Raw genomic sequence first — 18818 nt, forward strand, 5'->3', positions numbered from 1 at the left:
CGGGTGAACCTCAACGGCCCCCTGTTCGAGCGAAGACGAGAACTCGGGGGAGGGCACACGTGTCCGCAGGCGTCTCCCCCGGTAATCTCACACCTATGGCCTCACGTCCCTCCGCAGCCAAGAAGCCGCCCGCCAAGAAGGCGGCCGCTCCCGCGAAGGCTCCGGCGAAGAAGGCCGCCGCGAAGAAGACGGCCGCGAAGAGCGCGAAGAAGGCGCCCGCCAGGAAGACCGCGGCGAAGAGGCCGGCGCCCAAGCCGGCGCCGAGCCCCACCGGGGGCGTCTACCGGCTCGCGCGCGCCCTCTGGCTCGGCCTCGCGCACGCCGTCGGTGCCGTCTTCCGCGGCATAGGGCAGGGCGCCAAGAACCTCGACCCGGCCCACCGCAAGGACGGCCTCGCGCTGCTGCTGCTCGGCATCGGCCTGATCATCGCGGCGGGCACCTGGGCCGACCTGCGCGGCCCCGTCGGCTCCCTGGTCGAGATCCTGGTCACCGGCGCCTTCGGCCGCCTCGACCTGCTGGTGCCGATACTGCTCGCGGTGATCGCCGTGCGCTTCATCCGGCACCCCGAGCGGCCCGAGGCCAACGGCCGCATCGTGATCGGCCTGTCCGCGCTCGTCATCGGCGTGCTCGGCCAGGTCCACATCGCCTGCGGCTCGCCCGCCCGCGACGACGGCATGCAGGCGATAAGGGACGCCGGCGGCCTCATCGGCTGGGGCGTGGCGACCCCGCTGACGTACGCCCTCACCAACGTGCTCGCCGTACCGCTGCTCGTGCTCCTCACGGTCTTCGGCCTGCTCGTCGTGACCGCCACCCCGGTCAACGCCATCCCGCGCCGGCTGCGCGAGCTCGGCATGCGGCTCGGCGTCGCGCACGACCCCGAGCGCGACGACTTCACCGAGGACGACTCCCGGTACGAACAGCAGTGGCGCGAGGCGCTGCCCACGAGCCGTCGCGGGCGGCAGGACGACGGGCAGCCGTACGACCCCGAGAGCGCCGAGCAGTTGGCCCTCGCCAAGCGGCGCGGCCGCCCCCGGCGCTCCGCCGTGGCGCAGCCCGACATGGAACGGCAGCTGGACGCCGTGGACGTCGCCGCGGCCGCCGCAGCCGCGCTCGACGGCGCCGTCCTGCACGGCATGCCCCCCTCGCCGCTCGTCGCCGACCTCACCCAGGGGGTGAGCGTGGGCGACCGCGAGGAGACGACGCCGACCCCGGCGCCCACGCCCGTCCCGGCCGCGCGCCCCCAGCAGGAGAAGCTCAAGGGTGCCGTCCCCGACCTCACCAAGGCCCCGCCCGCGGCCCCGCGCGACCTGCCCGCGCGCGCGGAGCAGCTCCAGCTGTCCGGTGATATCACCTACTCGCTGCCCTCGCTCGACCTGCTCACGCGCGGGGGCCCCGGCAAGGCGCGCAGCGCCGCCAACGACGCCGTCGTCGCCTCGCTGACCACCGTCTTCACCGAGTTCAAGGTCGACGCCCGCGTCACCGGCTTCACGCGCGGTCCGACGGTCACGCGCTACGAGGTCGAGCTCGGTCCCGCCGTCAAGGTCGAGCGGATCACCGCGCTCACCAAGAACATCGCGTACGCCGTCGCCAGCCCCGACGTGCGGATCATCAGCCCGATCCCCGGCAAGTCGGCGGTCGGCATCGAGATCCCCAACACCGACCGGGAGATGGTCAACCTCGGCGACGTGCTGCGGCTCGCGGAGTCCGCGGAGGACGACGACCCGATGCTGGTCGCCTTCGGCAAGGACGTCGAGGGCGGCTACGTCATGCACTCGCTGGCGAAGATGCCGCACATACTCGTCGCGGGCGCCACCGGCTCCGGCAAGTCGTCCTGCATCAACTGTCTGATCACGTCGGTCATGATGCGCGCCACCCCCGAGGACGTACGCATGGTCCTCGTCGACCCCAAGCGCGTCGAGCTGACGGCCTACGAGGGCATCCCGCACCTGATCACGCCGATCATCACCAACCCCAAGCGGGCCGCCGAGGCGCTCCAGTGGGTCGTCCGCGAGATGGACCTGCGCTACGACGACCTCGCGGCGTACGGATACCGGCACATCGACGACTTCAACCAGGCCGTGCGCAGCGGCAAGGTGAAGGCCCCCGAGGGCAGCGAGCGCGAACTCCAGCCCTACCCGTACCTGCTGGTCATCGTCGACGAGCTCGCCGACCTGATGATGGTCGCGCCGCGCGACGTCGAGGACGCGATCGTGCGCATCACGCAGCTCGCGCGCGCGGCCGGCATCCACCTGGTGCTGGCCACACAGCGCCCCTCGGTGGACGTCGTCACCGGTCTGATCAAGGCGAACGTGCCCTCGCGGCTCGCGTTCGCCACCTCCTCGCTCGCCGACTCGCGCGTCATCCTGGACCAGCCGGGCGCCGAGAAGCTGATCGGCAAGGGCGACGGGCTGTTCCTGCCGATGGGCGCCAACAAGCCGACCCGTATGCAGGGCGCGTTCGTGACCGAGGAAGAGGTCGCGGCCGTCGTACAGCACTGCAAGGACCAGATGGCGCCCGTCTTCCGGGACGACGTCACCGTGGGCAGCAAGCAGAAGAAGGAGATCGACGAGGACATCGGCGACGACCTCGACCTGCTGTGCCAGGCGGCCGAACTCGTCGTCTCCACGCAGTTCGGCTCGACCTCGATGCTCCAGCGCAAGCTGCGCGTCGGCTTCGCCAAGGCCGGACGGCTCATGGACCTCATGGAGTCCCGGGGCATCGTCGGCCCGAGCGAGGGGTCCAAGGCGCGTGACGTTCTCGTGAAACCCGACGACCTGGACGGCGTGCTCTCGGCGATCCGCGGGCAGTCCGAAGGATAGGGACGCGGGCCGTCCGGGCCACCCGCCTGGGCCGGACGGCGGCATCGTCGTGATCCACTCGTGAGAAGATCGGCGGGCAACCGTTTCCCTTCGCCGTACGTCAAGTTGACGGAGTGGATTGGTGCGCCTCCCACGGGGAAAGCGTATTTGTCCAGTCACCGGGATGACCGGCCATTCCGATGGCGTACAAAGTCCTACCGCCCGGTTGCCCCACCCTTTCGCACCCCCCCTAGACTGAACCTCCAGCACAGGTGGCTACACGCTCGAAAGGCGCCCCCGTGTCCATCGGCAACTCCCCTGAAGACGAGCGTCCCTTGCAAGACGTTTCCGAGGAAGCCCACACCTCTGTCGGCCGCGCCCTGAGGCAGGCGCGCATCGCGGCCGGGCTGACCGTCGACGACGTCAGCAGCGCCACCCGTGTCCGTATGGCCATCGTGCACGCCATCGAGGCGGACGACTTCGCTCCGTGCGGCGGCGACGTGTACGCCCGCGGACACATCCGCACCCTGGCCAAGGCCGTCGACCTCGATCCCGCCCCGCTGCTGGAGCAGTACGCGGCCGAGCACGGCGGCGGCCCCGCGCCGACCCCGGCCGCTCCTCTGTTCGAGGCGGAACGCATCCGTCCCGAGCGGCGCGGCCCCAACTGGACCGCGGCCATGGTGGCCGCGATCGTCGTCGTGATCGGCTTCGTCGGCTTCACGGCCGTCAAGGGCGGCGACGACGGCGGCGGCAAGGCGCAGGTCGCCGAGGGCGCCACGCCCAGCACCAGCAAGCCCGCCTCGCCGACGCCGCGCGACACCAAGCCGGCCGACGAGAAGCCCGAACCCTCCGACAGCGCCATCGCGGCCGCGCCCCAGGACAAGGTGACGGTCCAGGTCACCGCCCCGGGCGGGCAGAGCTGGATCTCCGCCAAGGACCACAACGGCCGCATGCTCTTCGACGGCCTCCTGAAGAAGGGCGACTCCAAGACCTTCCAGGACAGCTCGAAGATCAACCTCATCCTCGGCGACGCCGGGTCGATCCAGCTCTACGTCAACGGCAAGAAGATCGAGAACGACTTCCAGCCGGGGGCCGTGGAGCGGCTCACGTACACGAAGGGCGACCCCGAGGTCGGCTGAGCACCGCAGGGGCGCGTGAACACGGGGTTGGCCGGGCTCGGCCAACCCCGTTGACATGGGCCAACCCCGTCGACAGGGGCGGTCGGCGAGACAAAGTACTCTTGAGCCCATGCCTGAACGCCGTACCGTCGCACTAGTCACTCTCGGCTGCGCCCGTAACGAGGTGGACTCGGAGGAGCTCGCAGGCCGTTTGGAGGCGGACGGCTGGCAGCTCGTCGAGGACGCCGGGGACGCCGATGTCGCCGTGGTCAACACCTGTGGCTTCGTGGACGCCGCCAAGAAGGACTCCGTCGACGCCCTCCTGGAGGCCAACGACCTCAAGGGGCATGGCAGAACCCAGGCCGTCGTGGCGGTGGGCTGCATGGCCGAGCGGTACGGCAAGGAGCTCGCCGAGGCCCTCCCCGAGGCCGACGGCGTGCTCGGTTTCGACGACTACTCGGACATCTCTGACCGCCTGCAGACCATCCTGAGCGGCGGCATCCACGCCGCGCACACCCCGCGCGACCGCCGCAAGCTGCTACCGCTCAGCCCGGCCGCGCGCCAGGAGTCGGCGACCGAGGTGGCCCTGCCCGGGCACGGCGCCCCCACGGACCTCCCCGAGGGCCTCGCCCCGCAGTCCGGCCCCCGCGCGCCCCTGCGCCGCCGTCTGGACGGCTCCCCGGTGGCCTCCGTGAAGCTCGCCTCCGGCTGCGACCGGCGCTGCTCCTTCTGTGCCATCCCGTCCTTCCGCGGCTCCTTCATCTCCCGCCGCCCGAGCGACGTCCTGAACGAGACGCGCTGGCTGGCCGAGCAGGGTGTGAAGGAGGTCATGCTCGTCTCCGAGAACAACACCTCCTACGGCAAGGACCTGGGCGACATCCGTCTGCTCGAGTCGCTGCTGCCCGAGCTGGCCGAGGTCGACGGCATCGAGCGGGTGCGCGTCAGCTACCTCCAGCCGGCCGAGATGCGCCCGGGGCTGATCGACGTCCTGACGTCCATCCCGAAGATCGCTCCGTACTTCGACCTGTCCTTCCAGCACTCCGCCCCCGGCGTGCTGCGCAAGATGCGCCGCTTCGGCGACACCGACCGCTTCCTGGAGCTGCTCGACACCATCCGCACCAAGGCCCCCCAGGCCGGTGCGCGCTCCAACTTCATCGTCGGCTTCCCTGGCGAGACCGAGGCCGACCTGGCCGAGCTGGAGCGCTTCCTGACCCACGCCCGGCTGGACGCCATCGGCGTCTTCGGCTACTCCGACGAGGAGGGCACGGAGGCGGCGACGTACGACGACAAGCTCGACGAGGACGTCGTCGCCGAGCGGCTGGCGCACATCTCCCGGCTGTCCGAGGAGCTCGTCTCGCAGCGTGCCGAGGAGCGCGTCGGTGAGACAGTGCACGTCCTGGTCGAGTCGCTCGGCTACGACGACGACGCCGAGGAGGGCGTGTTCGGCCGCGGTGCGCACCAGGCGCCCGAGACCGACGGCCAAGTGGTGCTCCTGGGCGGCGAAGGCCTGAGCGTCGGTCGTATGGTCGAGGCGAAGGTGGTCGGTACCGAGGGTGTCGACCTGGTGGCCGAGCCGCTGGGCTCGTCGGCGCATGGTGAGGAGGCGGCCAGATGACCGGAGTCCCGGCATCCGCCGGAGGCGGCTCCTCCTCCGGCGCGCAGGGCACCCCGGGCTCCGCCACCTCGCCCGGCGCGGGCGACGGGACCGTCCTCGGACCTCAGGGTGAGGCCAGGACCCCGCGTGGGGGAAAGCTGGCGGCCGCGGCCGTCAACCAGGCCAGCGTCTGGAATGTCGCCAATCTGCTGACGATGCTCCGGCTGGTGCTCGTCCCCGGGTTCGTGGCGCTGATGCTGGCCGACGGCGGCTACGACCCGGCCTGGCGCTCGTTCGCCTGGGCGGCCTTCGCCGTCGCCATGATCACCGACCTGTTCGACGGCCACCTGGCGCGCACGTACAACCTCGTCACCGACTTCGGAAAGATCGCCGACCCCATCGCCGACAAGGCGATCATGGGGGCGGCGCTGATCTGTCTCTCCTACCTCGGTGACCTGCCGTGGTGGGTGACGGCCGTCATTCTCGGCCGGGAGATCGGCATCACGCTGATCCGTTTCCTGGTCATCCGCTACGGCGTCATTCCCGCGAGCCGCGGCGGAAAGCTCAAGACGCTCACCCAGGGCGTGGCCGTGGGGATGTACGTCCTGGCGCTGACGGGGTGGCTGGCGACGCTGAGGTGGTGGGTGATGGCGGCGGCCGTCGTGCTCACCGTCATGACCGGCCTCGACTATGTGAGACAAGCCATTGTGCTGCGTCGGCGGGGAATGGCCGAGCGGCAAGCGGCGCTGGAGGAGACGGAAGCGTGAATTCCGCGGCCACTGAAGTGGTGCGACTACTCACGGTGAGGGGCGAGACGCTTGCCGTCGCCGAGTCGCTCACCGGGGGACTGGTCGCGGCGGAGGTCACGGCGGTTCCGGGAGCCTCCAAGGTCTTCCGTGGATCGGTCACCGCCTACGCCACGGAACTCAAGCACCGGCTGCTGGGGGTTGACGCCACCCTGCTGGCGCAACGCGGCGCGGTGGACCCGCAGGTCGCGGCACAGATGGCGGCCGGAGCGCGGCAGGCGCTCGGCGCCGACTGGGGCCTTGCGACGACCGGTGTGGCGGGCCCCGATCCGCAGGACGGCCAGCCGGTCGGCACGGTCTTCGTCGCCGTCGCCGGTCCCAGTGGGCCGAATTCCGGTTCCGCCGGTGGCGGAAAAGTCGAGGCTCTGCGGTTGAACGGCTCCCGCCCGGAAATTCGTATGGAGAGTGTACGGAGCGTACTCGCACTGCTGCTGACGGAGCTCGCAGGCGAACAGAGCGGAAATGAGCGGGCACAGGATACGGAACAGAACGGGGGGTTTTGATGTTTGCAGCCCTGAGTGAACACGACATCGCTCCCCGCACGGCCGCAGCGCGAGGCGGTACGGTGGGGCGTGAAGGATGCGGCTACACGGTCCGAGGAGGGAGCCACCGATGATTCTGCTTCGTCGCCTGCTGGGTGACGTGCTGCGTCGGCAGCGCCAACGCCAGGGCCGTACTCTGCGCGAAGTCTCCTCGTCCGCCCGAGTCTCACTCGGCTATCTCTCCGAGGTGGAGCGGGGGCAGAAGGAGGCTTCCTCCGAGCTGCTCGCCGCCATCTGCGACGCGCTGGACGTACGGATGTCCGAGCTCATGCGGGAAGTGAGCGACGAACTCGCCCTCGCCGAGCTGGCCCAGTCCGCCGCGGCCACCGAGTCCGTGCCGGCACCGGTTCGTCCGATGCTGGGTTCTGTCTCGGTGACCGGTGTGCCACCGGAACGGGTGACCATCAAGGCGCCTGCCAAGGCGGTGGACGTCGTCGCCGCGTGACGTCCACGGGCATGGCTCGCTGACGCACCACTGACGCACTACGTGAAGCCCCGGCCGGGGTTCTCCAGGAGATCTGGGGAGTCATGGCCGGGGCTTTCGTGCGTTGTCGTGCGTTGTGTGGTCGTGCGTGGTCCTGCGTTGTCGTGCGGTTGTTCCGCCATGCCTCCATTTGCCGGTACCGGGTGGGGCGGTCAGGGTGGAGGCAATCACCGGGCCGCACTGACGGAGGACGCGAACTATGACCAGGTGCGTCCGTGTGCCCGTGGTGCGCCCTCGCATCGGCAGCGGATGGCGTTCTAGCGTCCGGCTGGAGGTGGCGGCCATGGGACGAATAGCGAGCTGGGGGGCCGCCCTGGGGCTGGGAGCGGTGTGGTGGTGGGCGGTGCTGCGGATCCTCCTCGGGGTGGATGCGGGACTTCTCGAAGGGACGATCGCGGCCGGGGGCTGGGGGCTGAGCCTTCTGCCGGTGCACGTCGTGCCGAAGACGCGGGCCGTGGGATCCGTCGAGGCGGGACGGTGGGTGGCGGCATGGCGGGCGGGAAGGGTGTCGTCCCGGGGCGGGCGTTCGGGCGCGGGGCCGGGGGCGGCGTGAGTGGTGGGTGTTTCTGGTAGGGGTCTGCGTGTTCCTGGCAGTGCGTCGTCAGTGGGGCGTACGGGGGTGGATGCGGCGTGCCTCGAGGGAGCCCGGTGCCGGGGCGGGGCCTCGCTGGCAGGTCGGGCACCAGTAAGTGGGGCGCTCGCGGGAGCCGTCGCCCTGGTCGGCCACCCGGATCGGGGTGCGGCAGCGCAGGCACGGCTGGCCCTCGCGGCCGTAGACGAAGAGGTTCTGGCCGCGGTCGTTGGTCGTGATGCGGACCGGGCGGTCGCGGTTGACCACCAGAAGCTTCTGGGCCAGGTCGGGCAGCTTCGCGGCCCGGTCGGCGGGCAGTGCGCCCATCGGGAGCCAGGGCGTGGCGCCCAGGAGGAAGCAGAGCTCGCACTTGTAGACGTTGCCGACGCCGGCGAGATTGCGCTGGTCGAGCAGGGCCTCACCGAGGGAGCGGGCCGGGTCGGCGAGGAGGTTGGCGAGAGCCTGCTCCGGGTCCCAGCCCGGGCCCAGCAGGTCGGGGCCGAGGTGGCCCACGACGCGGGACTCCTCTTCGGTGCGGAGGAGTTCGAGGACCGGGAGGCGGTAGCCGACGGCCGTCCGGTCTTCGGTGCCGAGGATCACGCGGATCTGGTGGGCGGGGCCGCCGCCCCAGCGCCGCTCGGGGGCGTACACCTTCCAGGAGCCGTCCATCCGCAGGTGCGAATGCAGGGTCAGGCCGCCCTCGATGCGGGTGAGCAGGTGCTTGCCGCGCGGGACCACGTCCAGCACCGCGCGTCCGGTGAGGTCGGCCGTGGCGAAGCGGGGCACCCGCAGGTCGCTGCGGGTCAGCACCTTGGACGCCAGCGCGTCGCGCAGCCGCCGCGCGGTCAGCCAGACCGTGTCACCCTCGGGCATGGGTCAAGGGTGACACGCTCTGCTGAGCAGGTCGGTCGGTGTGAGGTGGCCCCGTGGGAGTGGTGCAGCAGGCCGTTGCCGCGAGGCGAGGCGGCCCTGTCGCGGGGCGCGATACCGCGGGCTCCTTGCAGGAGGGTGCCTTGAGGGCGACGCGGGTCTGCTGGACGGGGCCGTCGATGTGAGGTGGCCCTTCGCATGGTGCAGCAGGCCCGTTGCCGCGAGGCGGCCCTGTCATGACCGGATGCGCGGGCCGCGTGGGGTCGCGATGAAGCCCGCTTCTTCCAGCAGGGTGCCGACCCGGGGGGCACGGTGCGGTGTGGGTCGGTCGGTGTGAGGGGCCCGTGGGCGGGAGCGGGGCCCGTTGCGCGCGGCGCTCTGTCATGACCGGATGCGTAGGCCGCGTGGGGTCGCGATGAAGCCGGCTCCTTCCAGGAGGGTGCCTATGGGGGAGGTCAGGGCCGAGGCGCCGTTGATGCGTTCGACGGTGATCGTGCCGACGGAGCCCGCGCGCGCGGCCGCGGCCAGGGCCTCCGCGGCCGCCCGGAGACGGGGGTCGTCGGTGGCCGCGATGTCCGGGGCGGAGGGCCAGGCCAGCAGCGTCTTGCCGCCCCGTTCCATGTAGAGCACCAGCTCGCCGGCCACCAGGACGACGAGCGAACCCGCCTTGCGCCCCGGCTTGTGCCCGGCCCCGGTCGGCGGCTCGGGCCACGGGAGCGCGGAACCGTAGGCGTTCGCGGGGTCGGCGGCGGCCAGGACGACCGCACGGGAGTCGGCGGCGGACGTACGGGTACGACGGTCGCCGAATCCGGAACGGGCGCCGGAGCCGTACGAGGCGCCTCCGCCGCGGGGACCGCCGTAACCGGGGGCCGTGAAGTCCTTGGGGGAGACGTACTCGTCCGGCGCCGTGCCGTTGTCGGACGGCGGCCAGTCGATCTCGCTGTCGAAGTCGGGGAGGCCGAAGCCGGAGGCGGAGGAGGCGGGGCCGTCGGCTCCGGTGCCCTGGGCGGGTAGCGCCTCGCCTCGGTCGCGGGCGTTGGACACCGCCCGGAGCCGGTCCACCGCTCCGTCCATCGCGAACTGGGCCGCGCCGAGCCCCTCCACGACATAGCCCCGACGGGCCTGGCCGCTCTCCTCGAAGGCGGACAGGATCCGGTACACCGACGAGAAGCCGCCCTCGACTCCCTCGGCGCCGACCGCCCCGCGCGTGACCACGCCGTGCCGGTCGAGCAGCGTGCGGGCCAGGGCGTGCGCGCGCACCGTGGCGTCCGGTTCGTGCGCGGGGAGCAGGGACCAGCGGCCCGCAACGGACGGCGGGCCGTTGCGGGAGGCGGTGGGGCGGGCTCCGCCCGTCAGCGAGCCGTAACGACCGCGCGGGACCGAGCGCCTGGCACGGTGGGCGGTGGAGCCCGCCGTACGGCCGGAGCCCAGCAGGGAGCGCATCGGGGCGAACGTGTCGTTGGTGAGCCGTCCCGACCAGGCCAGGTCCCAGAGGGCGTCGGCCAGTTTGGCGTCGGTGGCGGCGGGGTGGGTGGCACGGACCTGGTCGGCGATCTGCCGGAAGAACAGGCCGTAGCCCCCCGACAGCGCGCTCAGGATGCTCTGGTGGAGCTCCGTCAGCTCCAGGGGATGGGGCGGCGGCAGGAGCAGCGGGGCCGCGTCCGCCATGTAGAGCGAGACCCAGCCGTCCTTGCCGGGCAGCGCACCCGCACCGGACCACACCACCTCTCCGGCCGCGGTGAGTTCGTCGAGCATCGCCGGGGTGTAGTCCGCGACGCGCGACGGCAGGATCAGCTTCTCCAGGGCCGACGCGGGCACGGAGGCGCCCTGCAACTGCTCGATGGCGCGCACCAGTCCGTCGGTGCCCTTCAGGCCGTGGCCCTTGCCGATGTGCTGCCACTGGGGCAGGAACTGGGCCAGCGCCTCGGGGGCGACCGGCTCCAGCTCATGGCGCAGCGCGGCAAGGGAACGGCGGCGCAGACGGCGCAGCACCGCCGCGTCGCACCACTCCTGGCCGATGCCGGCCGGGTGGAACTCCCCTTGCACGACACGGCCGTTCGCGGCGAGCCGCTGCAGCGCGCCGTCCGTCACCGCGACGCCCAGCCCGAAGCGGGCCGCCGCCGTGACCGACGTGAACGGGCCGTGGGTGCGCGCGTAGCGGGCGAGGAGGTCGCCGAGGGGGTCCTTGACCGGCTCCGTGAAGGCCTCGGGGACACCGACCGGAAGCGCCGTGCCCAGGGCGTCGCGCAGCCGGCCCGCGTCCTCGATCGCCGCCCAGTGGTCGGTCCCGGCGATGCGGACCTTGATGGCGCGGCGGGCGGCGGCCAGTTCCTCGGCCCACTGCGGCTCGGCGCCCCGCTCGGCCAGCTCGGCGTCCGTGAGCGGGCCGAGCAGCCGCAGCAGGTCGGCGACGCCCTCGGGGTCCTTGACCCGGCGGTCCTCGGTGAGCCACTGGAACTCGCGCTCCAGCTCGGTCAGCACGTCCGCGTCGAGCAGTTCGCGCAGCTCCGCCTGGCCCAACAGCTCGGCCAACAGCCGCGAGTCCAGCGAGAGCGCCGCAGCGCGCCGCTCGGCGAGCGGGGAGTCGCCCTCGTACAGGAACTGGGCGACGTAGCCGAAGAGGAGGGAGCGGGCGAAGGGGGACGGCTCGGGGGTGGTGACCTCGACCAGGCGGACCTTGCGGGACTCGATGTCGCCCATCAGCTCGACGAGGCCGGGGACGTCGAAGACGTCCTGGAGACACTCGCGTACCGCCTCCAGGATGATCGGGAAGGAGCCGAACTCGTTCGCGACCTGGAGCAGTTGGGAGGCGCGCTGGCGCTGCTGCCACAGCGGCGTGCGCTTGCCGGGGGTGCGGCGAGGCAGCAGCAGCGCGCGGGCCGCGCACTCGCGGAAGCGGGAGGCGAACAGGGCCGAGCCGCCGACCTGGTCGGTGACGATCTGGTCGACGTCGCCCTTGTCGAAGGCGATGTCCGCCGCGCCGACGGGCGCCTGCTCGGGGTCGGTGCCCCGGTGGAAGGCGTCGTCCTTCGTGGGCTCTTGGTCCAGCAGGTCCAGGCTCATCAGGTCGGCGTCCGGCAGGCGCAGCACGATGCCGTCGTCGGCGTGCATGACCTGCGCGTCCATGCCGTAGCGCTCGGAGAGCCGGGTGCTGAGCGCGAGCGCCCACGGCGCGTGGACCTGGGCGCCGAAGGGGGAGTGCACGACGACGCGCCAGTCGCCGAGCTCGTCGCGGAAGCGCTCGACGACGATGGTGCGGTCGTCCGGGACGTGACCGCAGGCCTCGCGCTGCTCGTCCAGGTACGACAGCACGTTGTCCGCCGCCCAGGCGTCGAGGCCTGCGGTGATCAGACGCAGCCGGGCGTCCTCCTTGGACAGCGAGCCGATCTCGCGCAGGAACGAGCCCACCGCGCGGCCGAGTTCGAGGGGGCGGCCCAGCTGGTCGCCCTTCCAGAACGGCAGCCGGCCCGCCACGCCCGGCGCCGGGGAGACCAGCACGCGGTCGCGCGTGATGTCCTCGATCCGCCAGGAACTCGTGCCCAGCGTGAACACGTCGCCCACGCGGGACTCGTAGACCATCTCCTCGTCCAGCTCGCCGACCCGTCCGCCGCCCTTCTTGGGGTCGGAGCCCGCGAGGAAGACGCCGAAGAGGCCGCGGTCGGGGATCGTGCCACCGGAGGTGACGGCGAGGCGCTGCGCGCCGGGGCGGCCCGTGACCGTCCCGGCGACCCGGTCCCACACCACGCGCGGACGCAGCTCGGCGAACGCGTCGGACGGATAGCGGCCGGCGAGCATGTCGAGGACCGCCGTGAACGCCGACTCCGGCAGGGAGGCGAAGGGCGCGGCGCGACGGACCATGGCCAGCAGGTCGTCGACCTGCCAGGTGTCCATCGAGGTCATGGCCACCAGCTGCTGGGCGAGTACGTCCAGCGGGTTCGACGGAACCTTCAGGGACTCGATGGCGCCCGAGCGCATCCGCTCGGTGACCACGGCGGCCTGCACGAGGTCGCCGCGGTACTTCGGGAAGACCACGCCACGGGAGACCGCGCCCACCTGGTGCCCGGCGCGGCCGACGCGCTGGAGGCCGGAGGCCACCGAGGGCGGCGACTCGACCTGGACGACCAGGTCCACCGCGCCCATGTCGATGCCCAGCTCCAGGCTGGAGGTGGCCACCACGGCGGGCAGCCGGCCAGCCTTCAGCTCCTCCTCGACGATGGCGCGCTGTTCCTTGGAGACCGAGCCGTGGTGCGCGCGGGCGATGACCTGCGGTGCGCCCTGGGCCGCGCCCGAACCGCCCATCAGCTGGGCGGGGGAGTGGTCCTCCTCCAGGGGTTCGCCGGTCGCCCGCTCGTAGGCGATCTCGTTGAGCCGGTTGCACAGCCGCTCCGCGAGGCGGCGGGAGTTGACGAACACGATCGTCGACCGGTGGGCTTGCACCAGGTCGGTGATCCGCTCCTCGACGTGCGGCCAGATCGACGGCCGCTCCGCCCCCTCGCCGCCGTCGGCCGCCGGGGCGGTGCCCACCTCGCCCATGTCCTCGACCGGGACGACGACGGAGAGGTCGAACTCCTTGCCGGACTCCGGCTGGACGATCTCCACCTTGCGGCGGGGCGAGAGGTAGCGGGCCACCTCGTCCACCGGGCGGACGGTCGCCGACAGCCCGATGCGGCGGGCCGGCTTGGGCAGCAGCTCGTCGAGCCGCTCCAGGGTGAGCGCCAGATGCGCGCCGCGCTTGGTGCCCGCGACCGCGTGCACCTCGTCCAGGATCACCGTGTCGATGCCGGTCAGCGCGTCGCGCGTGGCCGACGTCAGCATCAGGAACAGGGACTCCGGGGTGGTGATCAGGATGTCCGGCGGGCGCGTGGCCAGCGCGCGGCGCTCGGCGGGCGGGGTGTCGCCGGAGCGGATGCCGACCTTGATCTCCGGCTCGGGCAGGCCCAGGCGCACGGCTTCCTGGCGGATGCCGGTGAGCGGGCTGCGCAGGTTGCGCTCGACGTCGACCGCCAGAGCCTTGAGCGGCGAGACGTACAGAACGCGGCAGCGCTTCTTCGGGTCGGCGGGGGGAGGTGTCGAGGCCAGCTGGTCCAGGGCGGCGAGGAACGCGGCCAGCGTCTTGCCGGAGCCGGTCGGCGCGACCGTCAGCACGTCCGAGCCCTCCCGGATGGCCTTCCACGCGCCCGCCTGGGCTTCGGTGGGCGCGGAGAACGCCCCCGTGAACCAGTTGCGGGTCGCGGGGGAGAAGCCTTCCAGGGCCGGGTGTGCAGAGCTGACCATGCGTCCATCGTGCACCCGAGCACTGACAATCCGCCTGACCTGGGGAAATGCGGGCAGCAGGCCGGACGGGCGGGCCGGGGCGGTGGCGAGGCGGAGAGCGGCGGGATCTGTGGCGGAGAATGGCGACATGGCGGGTTCGTCCGAGCGGGCGCGGCACTGGCGGTACGCGGAACCGCCGGGCGTCGACCTGCTGCGGGCCCGCTACATCCGCAAGACCTTCGTCCGGCACACCCACGAGCACTTCGTGATCGCGGCCATCGCCGACGGCGTCGAGATCTTGTGGCCGCACTCGCGGCGCCGCTGGTGCTCTTCGCCGAGGGCCGCCGCATCGGGCGGCGCCATGACGCACCGGAGGAAGCACGGTGAACACCTGGATCGCGATCGGCGCGACCGCCCTCGGCTGCTACGCCGTCAAGCTCGCCGGACTGCTCGTGCCGGCGGGCGTCCTGGAGCGGCCGCTCGTCAGGCGGCTCGCCGCCCTGCTGCCCGTCGCGCTGCTCGCCGCCCTCACCGCCCAGCAGACGTTCGCGGACGCAGACCCCGGTGCTCAACGCGCGGGCCGCGGGCCTCGCGGCGGCCGCCGTGGTCGTGACGGCGGGAGTGCGGGCCATCGGCGGCTGAGGCCCGGCTCACCCGACGAAGCGGCCGTACGCCCTGAGGGTCCGCAGGGCGTTGATCGTCACCATGGGGCGGGCCTCCAGGGCCGTGCCGGGCGCCCACTGCCGCCACCGCACCGGCCACCCGCCGTCCTCCCGCTGCTCCGCGGCGAGGGAGTCCAGGGAGCGGCTCATCTCGTCGTCGGTGAACCACCCGCGCGCGAGGGAGCGCGGACTCTTGGCGAAGTCGTACGGGAAGTGATGCTCACCCGGGGCGTAGCCGGGTGCGACGGGCTGGTCGTCGAGCCGCTCCGGATCCAGTGCGGCGAGCCCCTGCTCACGCACCAGGCGGCCGAGGCGGTCGGCCGCCGCCTCCGCGCGCGGGCGGTCGGGCACCGAGTCCAGGAAGGTCACGGCGGCCTGGATCTCGTAGGGGTGCGACTTCTCCAGGGCCTCCACGGCCTGCCAGCAGAAGTCGGTGGCGCGGAACAGCCACGCGTGCCACACCTCGTTGCGGTGCAGCCGGCCCACCACCGGACCGGTGGCGAGGAGCGCGCTCGGCGGGTCCTCCACGATCGGGATGAACGGGGCAGCCGGATAGCCGCGCTGGCTGGGATGGATCGCCGGCAGCGCGCCGTCCGCGGTGGACACCGACGTCAGATAGCGGCACACCCGCTCCACGCGCTGCCCGGCGCACCGCCCGATGGCGTCCAGGACGCCCAGCGCGTGCGCGGTGTGCAGCGGCTGGCTGACCGGACCGCGCAGATCGGGCTCCAGCGCGTGGCCGTACCCGCCGTCCTCGTTGCGGTAGGCCTCCAGCGCCGCCTCCACAGGGTCGGCGCCGCCGTTCAGGAAGTGGTGGGAGAACAGTCGCTGCTCCAGCACGCGTGCGGTGAGCCACACGAAGTGCTCGGCGCGGAAGAGAGGGGAGCGCGCAGGGGGCGCGGAGGGGCGCGGTGAAGCTCCGGATTCGGCCATGCGTCAGACCGTAGGCCGGAACGCGCGCGTGGCAAGCGGTCCCGGGGTGGGCCCCACCCGCAGGGGCGGGATACTGGTTTCATGCGGTTGACGGTCTTCTGGCAGCGGATGGCGGAACACTTCGGTCCGGGGTACGCCGACACCTTCGCGCGCGATCACGTGATGGCGGAGCTCGGCAGTCGGACGGTGCACCAGGCACTGGACGCCGGCTGGGACGCCAAGGACGTATGGAGCGTGGTCTGCACGGTCATGGACGTGCCGCGAGAGAAGCGCTGACCCGCTCCCGTAACAAAGCTCACAGGATGTCGCGGGCCGACAAAGCTCACAGGAGACCGAGGGCTGTCGGTGGCATGGGTGAGACTGGCTCCGTGGCACCCACTGACGACACCGGCCAGACGGCCCCTCAGCACGCACCTCCGATCGGTACGCCGGCGCCCGGCCGACCGCCGACCGAGGCTGCCGCCGGGGCCACCGGTGCCCGCATGCCGCGCTGGCTGCCGCGCGCCATGGTGCTCGCGCTCGCCCTCGTCGCCGTCTTCCAGCTGGGCAGCTGGGCCTTCCATCAGCTGATCGGCCTGCTGCTCAACATCCTCATCGCGTTCTTCCTGGCGCTCGCCATAGAGCCCGCGGTGAGCTGGATGGCGGCGCGCGGCCTGCGCCGGGGGTTCGCCACCCTCCTGGTGTTCCTCGGTCTGCTGATCGTCGCGGCCGGGTTCGTCACCCTGCTCGGTTCGATGCTCGCGGGCCAGATCATCACGATGGTCGAGGGCTTCCCCGGCTATCTCGACTCGGTCATCAGCTGGGTCAACCACACCTTCCACACCGAGCTGAGACGCGTCGACGTGCAGGAGGGGGTCCTCCGCTCCGACTGGCTGCGCAAGTACGTGCAGAACAGCGCCGCCGGTGTGCTCGACGTGTCCGCCCAGGTGCTCGGCGGGCTGTTCCAGCTGCTGACGATCGCCCTGTTCTCGTTCTACTTCGCCGCCGACGGGCCCCGGCTGCGCCGCGCCCTGTGCTCCGTCCTGCCGCCCGCCCGCCAGGCCGAGGTGCTGCGCGCGTGGGAGATCGCCGTGGACAAGACGGGCGGCTACATATACTCGCGCGGCCTCATGGCGCTCATCTCCGGGATCGCGCACTACATCCTGTTCCAGGCCCTGGGCGTGCCCTACGCGCCCGTGCTCGGTGTCTGGGTGGGCCTGGTCTCGCAGTTCATCCCCACCATCGGCACGTATCTCGCGGGTGCCCTGCCGATGCTGATCGCCTTCACGGTCGCCCCGTGGTACGCGCTCTGGGTGCTGGTCTTCGTCGTGGTCTACCAGCAGTTCGAGAACTACATGCTCCAGCCCAAGCTGACCTCGAAGACCGTCGACATCCACCCCGCCGTCGCCTTCGGCTCGGTCATCGCGGGCACGGCCCTGCTCGGCGCCGTCGGCGCGCTGATCGCCATCCCCGCGGTCGCCACCCTGCAGGCGTTCCTGGGCGCGTACGTGAAGCGGTACGCCGTCACGGACGACCCCCGTGTCCACGGGCACCGGCGCCGCGGCCCAGCCGTCGACGGCTCGCTCACGCGCGCGTGGCGGCGCTGGGTACGGCAGCCGGAGGCGGAGGCATCGGGTGCCGGGGAGGCCGGAGTCGGGACCACGGCGGACGGTTCGTCGTAAGTACTACGTCGGCAGGCCGCGCGTGAACACCACGCGGTGCTGCCCCGGTCCGTTGTAGTCCGGCACGGTCGACACGTCGAACCCCATGCTGCGGTGGAACGCCGCCGAACCCTCGTTGCCCACCGCGGTGATCGCCTTCAGCCGGACCGCGCCCTGCGCCCGGGCGGCCTCGGTGAACGCCTCGTACAGCCGGCGTCCCAGACCGGTGCCGCGGGCGTCGTCGCGGGTGGCGACCAGGTGGACGTACCCGGTGCGGTCGGGCGTGACGAAACCGATCAGATACCCGAGGACACCGTCGTCGGCCCGGGCTGCGAAGCACGTCGAGCCGAACTCGTGCACCAGGGGCAGCAGGTGGAGCGCGCGGAGGTCGCGATCGCCCCAGTAGCGCTGGTGATCGGCGAGAGCCTGCACGATGTCCGCGACCTCGGCGTGCGTTATGCGTAGGGGCATGATGGTGATCATGACAGAGGGCGGACCGGTGCGAGATGGCATGCGGGTACTCGTCGCGCCTCAGTAGGTGACGATCGCCCAGACTGCGGCACCGGCGACCGCGGCGGCGTAGCAGCCGATGGCCGTCGTCATCGTCCGCCGGCGAGTTCGCTCGCTCCATGAGGTGCGGGAGAGCAGCCACGCCAGAGCGGGCAGGACCAGGACGGCGTGCAGGCTCACTCCGTGCAGCGGCTTGATCGGGGCCGTGGAGGAGTAGGCCGCCTCCTGGTGGCCGGTCCGGGTGAGCACCACCCCGCGCGCGATCATCGCGGCACCCGACGCCAGCGCCACGAGCAGGATCGCGAATCCGGACCGTACCGCCGCGGACATGCCGACGGGGCCCGTCGGCTGGTGCCGGAAGGCCGCGACCGCGAAGACGGTGAGCAGGGCCACGAGGACGCCGCCGCCCACCGCGAGCGTCATCGACACCGCCGTGTCGAAGGGCGTCTCCATGTCGAGGTGCGAGGGCACCCCGCGCCATGCCTGAAGGGTGATCCCGCCGACCTCCACCACACAGTCGGCGGCGAACACGACGAGCAGGACCGTGCGCAGCCGCGGCGCCAGCCGCAGGTACGACGTGACCCAGGCGACCGCGATCAGCGTCACCCCGAAGGAGAGCCCGAAGGTGACGGGCTTGCGCCAGGAGACGGGGCCGTCCCAGGGGCCGCCGTCGACCGCGAACACCACCAGGTGCGCGAGGCCGGAGAGGACGAGGAGCAGGCCCGTCGCGTGGCAGAGGCGTTCGGCGGGGCGCAGGCGCAGGGTGGTCATAGGGCTCAAGGCTTCCGGGGTCGCCTGGGGAAGTCGTCGCCCGGTCGAAGACACCCGCCGTACGACGCCGGGAGTACGCGGGGAGTGCTTGACACCAAAATCGAACATCTATTCTTATGGAGGCTCAGGCGAAGCTCTCGACGGGTATTTCGACATGGTTTGAGCGGATTGGTGCGCGGGTTGTCCACAGGCCCGGCCGGCGTCGGGGCGCATTGTCAGTGGCAGGCGTTAGCGTCTTTGACGTGAAGCGATCGACTCAAGCAAAC

14 protein-coding genes and 2 pseudogenes are annotated in these 18818 nt (G+C 72.0%); 11 read left to right on the forward strand and 5 right to left on the reverse strand.

Annotated features, from left to right (window positions below; genetic code table 11):
- Window positions 1-95 precede the first annotated feature (95 nt).
- The 7 genes from QFZ74_RS23490 (at window position 96) to QFZ74_RS23520 (ending at window position 7895) form a co-directional block, all read left to right on the forward strand.
- Window positions 96-2819, forward strand: coding sequence for a DNA translocase FtsK (locus QFZ74_RS23490; protein ID WP_307622786.1), 2724 nt, complete (start codon window positions 96-98; stop codon window positions 2817-2819).
- A gap of 278 nt (window positions 2820-3097) precedes the next feature.
- On the forward strand, window positions 3098-3937 hold the full coding sequence (locus QFZ74_RS23495) for a helix-turn-helix domain-containing protein (protein ID WP_307622787.1): 840 nt from the start codon (window positions 3098-3100) through the stop codon (window positions 3935-3937).
- 109 nt (window positions 3938-4046) lie between these two features.
- Complete coding sequence (rimO, locus tag QFZ74_RS23500; protein ID WP_307622788.1) at window positions 4047-5531, forward strand: 30S ribosomal protein S12 methylthiotransferase RimO; 1485 nt, start codon at window positions 4047-4049, stop codon at window positions 5529-5531.
- Window positions 5528-6277 carry a CDP-diacylglycerol--glycerol-3-phosphate 3-phosphatidyltransferase gene (gene pgsA / locus QFZ74_RS23505; protein WP_307622789.1) on the forward strand — a complete coding sequence of 250 codons (750 nt, stop codon included), beginning with the start codon at window positions 5528-5530 and terminating at the stop codon, window positions 6275-6277. Before rimO ends, pgsA begins: the two co-directional genes overlap by 4 nt.
- Entirely contained in the window at window positions 6274-6819 is a 546-nt protein-coding gene (locus QFZ74_RS23510) for a CinA family protein (protein WP_307622790.1), read from the forward strand. Before pgsA ends, QFZ74_RS23510 begins: the two co-directional genes overlap by 4 nt.
- Window positions 6820-6928: 109 nt before the next feature.
- A complete protein-coding gene (locus QFZ74_RS23515; protein ID WP_307622791.1) occupies window positions 6929-7303 on the forward strand; it encodes a helix-turn-helix domain-containing protein in 375 nt (124 codons plus the stop codon).
- Between the two features lie 322 nt (window positions 7304-7625).
- Window positions 7626-7895 (forward strand): hypothetical protein, encoded by a 270-nt coding sequence (locus QFZ74_RS23520; RefSeq protein WP_307622792.1) that lies wholly within the window; start codon window positions 7626-7628, stop codon window positions 7893-7895.
- A gap of 48 nt (window positions 7896-7943) precedes the next feature.
- Here the strand turns inward: QFZ74_RS23520 and QFZ74_RS23525 are convergent, their stop codons facing one another.
- Together QFZ74_RS23525 and QFZ74_RS23530 are read right to left on the reverse strand one after the other, a co-directional pair.
- Window positions 7944-8786, reverse strand: coding sequence for a DNA-formamidopyrimidine glycosylase family protein (locus tag QFZ74_RS23525; RefSeq protein WP_307622793.1), 843 nt, complete (start codon window positions 8784-8786; stop codon window positions 7944-7946).
- Window positions 8787-9164: 378 nt separating this feature from the next.
- Window positions 9165-14057, reverse strand: a complete 4893-nt coding sequence (locus QFZ74_RS23530; RefSeq protein ID WP_307622794.1) for an ATP-dependent helicase — start codon at window positions 14055-14057, stop codon at window positions 9165-9167.
- Between the two features lie 127 nt (window positions 14058-14184).
- Between QFZ74_RS23530 and QFZ74_RS23535 the strand changes: the two are divergent.
- Together QFZ74_RS23535 and QFZ74_RS23540 are read left to right on the forward strand one after the other, a co-directional pair.
- A pseudogene (locus QFZ74_RS23535) lies at window positions 14185-14334 on the forward strand (AraC family ligand binding domain-containing protein); the annotation flags it as partial.
- 85 nt (window positions 14335-14419) lie between these two features.
- Window positions 14420-14678 (forward strand): annotated as a pseudogene (locus QFZ74_RS23540) (AzlD domain-containing protein).
- Window positions 14679-14686: 8 nt separating this feature from the next.
- On the opposite strand, the gene QFZ74_RS23545 reads toward QFZ74_RS23540, so the two are convergent.
- Window positions 14687-15631, reverse strand: a complete 945-nt coding sequence (locus tag QFZ74_RS23545; protein WP_307622795.1) for a hypothetical protein — start codon at window positions 15629-15631, stop codon at window positions 14687-14689.
- Window positions 15632-15712: 81 nt separating this feature from the next.
- Between QFZ74_RS23545 and QFZ74_RS23550 the strand changes: the two genes are divergently transcribed.
- On the forward strand, window positions 15713-15907 hold the full coding sequence (locus tag QFZ74_RS23550) for a DUF3046 domain-containing protein (RefSeq protein ID WP_307622796.1): 195 nt from the start codon (window positions 15713-15715) through the stop codon (window positions 15905-15907).
- 92 nt (window positions 15908-15999) lie between these two features.
- A complete protein-coding gene (locus QFZ74_RS23555; RefSeq protein WP_307622797.1) occupies window positions 16000-17292 on the forward strand; it encodes an AI-2E family transporter in 1293 nt (430 codons plus the stop codon).
- A gap of 3 nt (window positions 17293-17295) precedes the next feature.
- On the opposite strand, the gene QFZ74_RS23560 is transcribed toward QFZ74_RS23555, so the two are convergent.
- Both QFZ74_RS23560 and QFZ74_RS23565 read right to left on the reverse strand, forming a co-directional pair.
- Entirely contained in the window at window positions 17296-17742 is a 447-nt protein-coding gene (locus QFZ74_RS23560) for a GNAT family N-acetyltransferase (protein WP_307622798.1), read from the reverse strand.
- 60 nt (window positions 17743-17802) lie between these two features.
- The gene (locus tag QFZ74_RS23565) at window positions 17803-18552 is read right to left on the reverse strand and encodes a hypothetical protein (protein WP_307622799.1); all 750 of its coding nucleotides are present in this window, start codon (window positions 18550-18552) and stop codon (window positions 17803-17805) included.
- Window positions 18553-18818 lie beyond the last annotated feature (266 nt).

Origin of the sequence: Streptomyces sp. V3I7 (assembly GCF_030817495.1) — a bacterium.
In the GTDB taxonomy this organism is placed as follows: domain Bacteria; phylum Actinomycetota; class Actinomycetes; order Streptomycetales; family Streptomycetaceae; genus Streptomyces.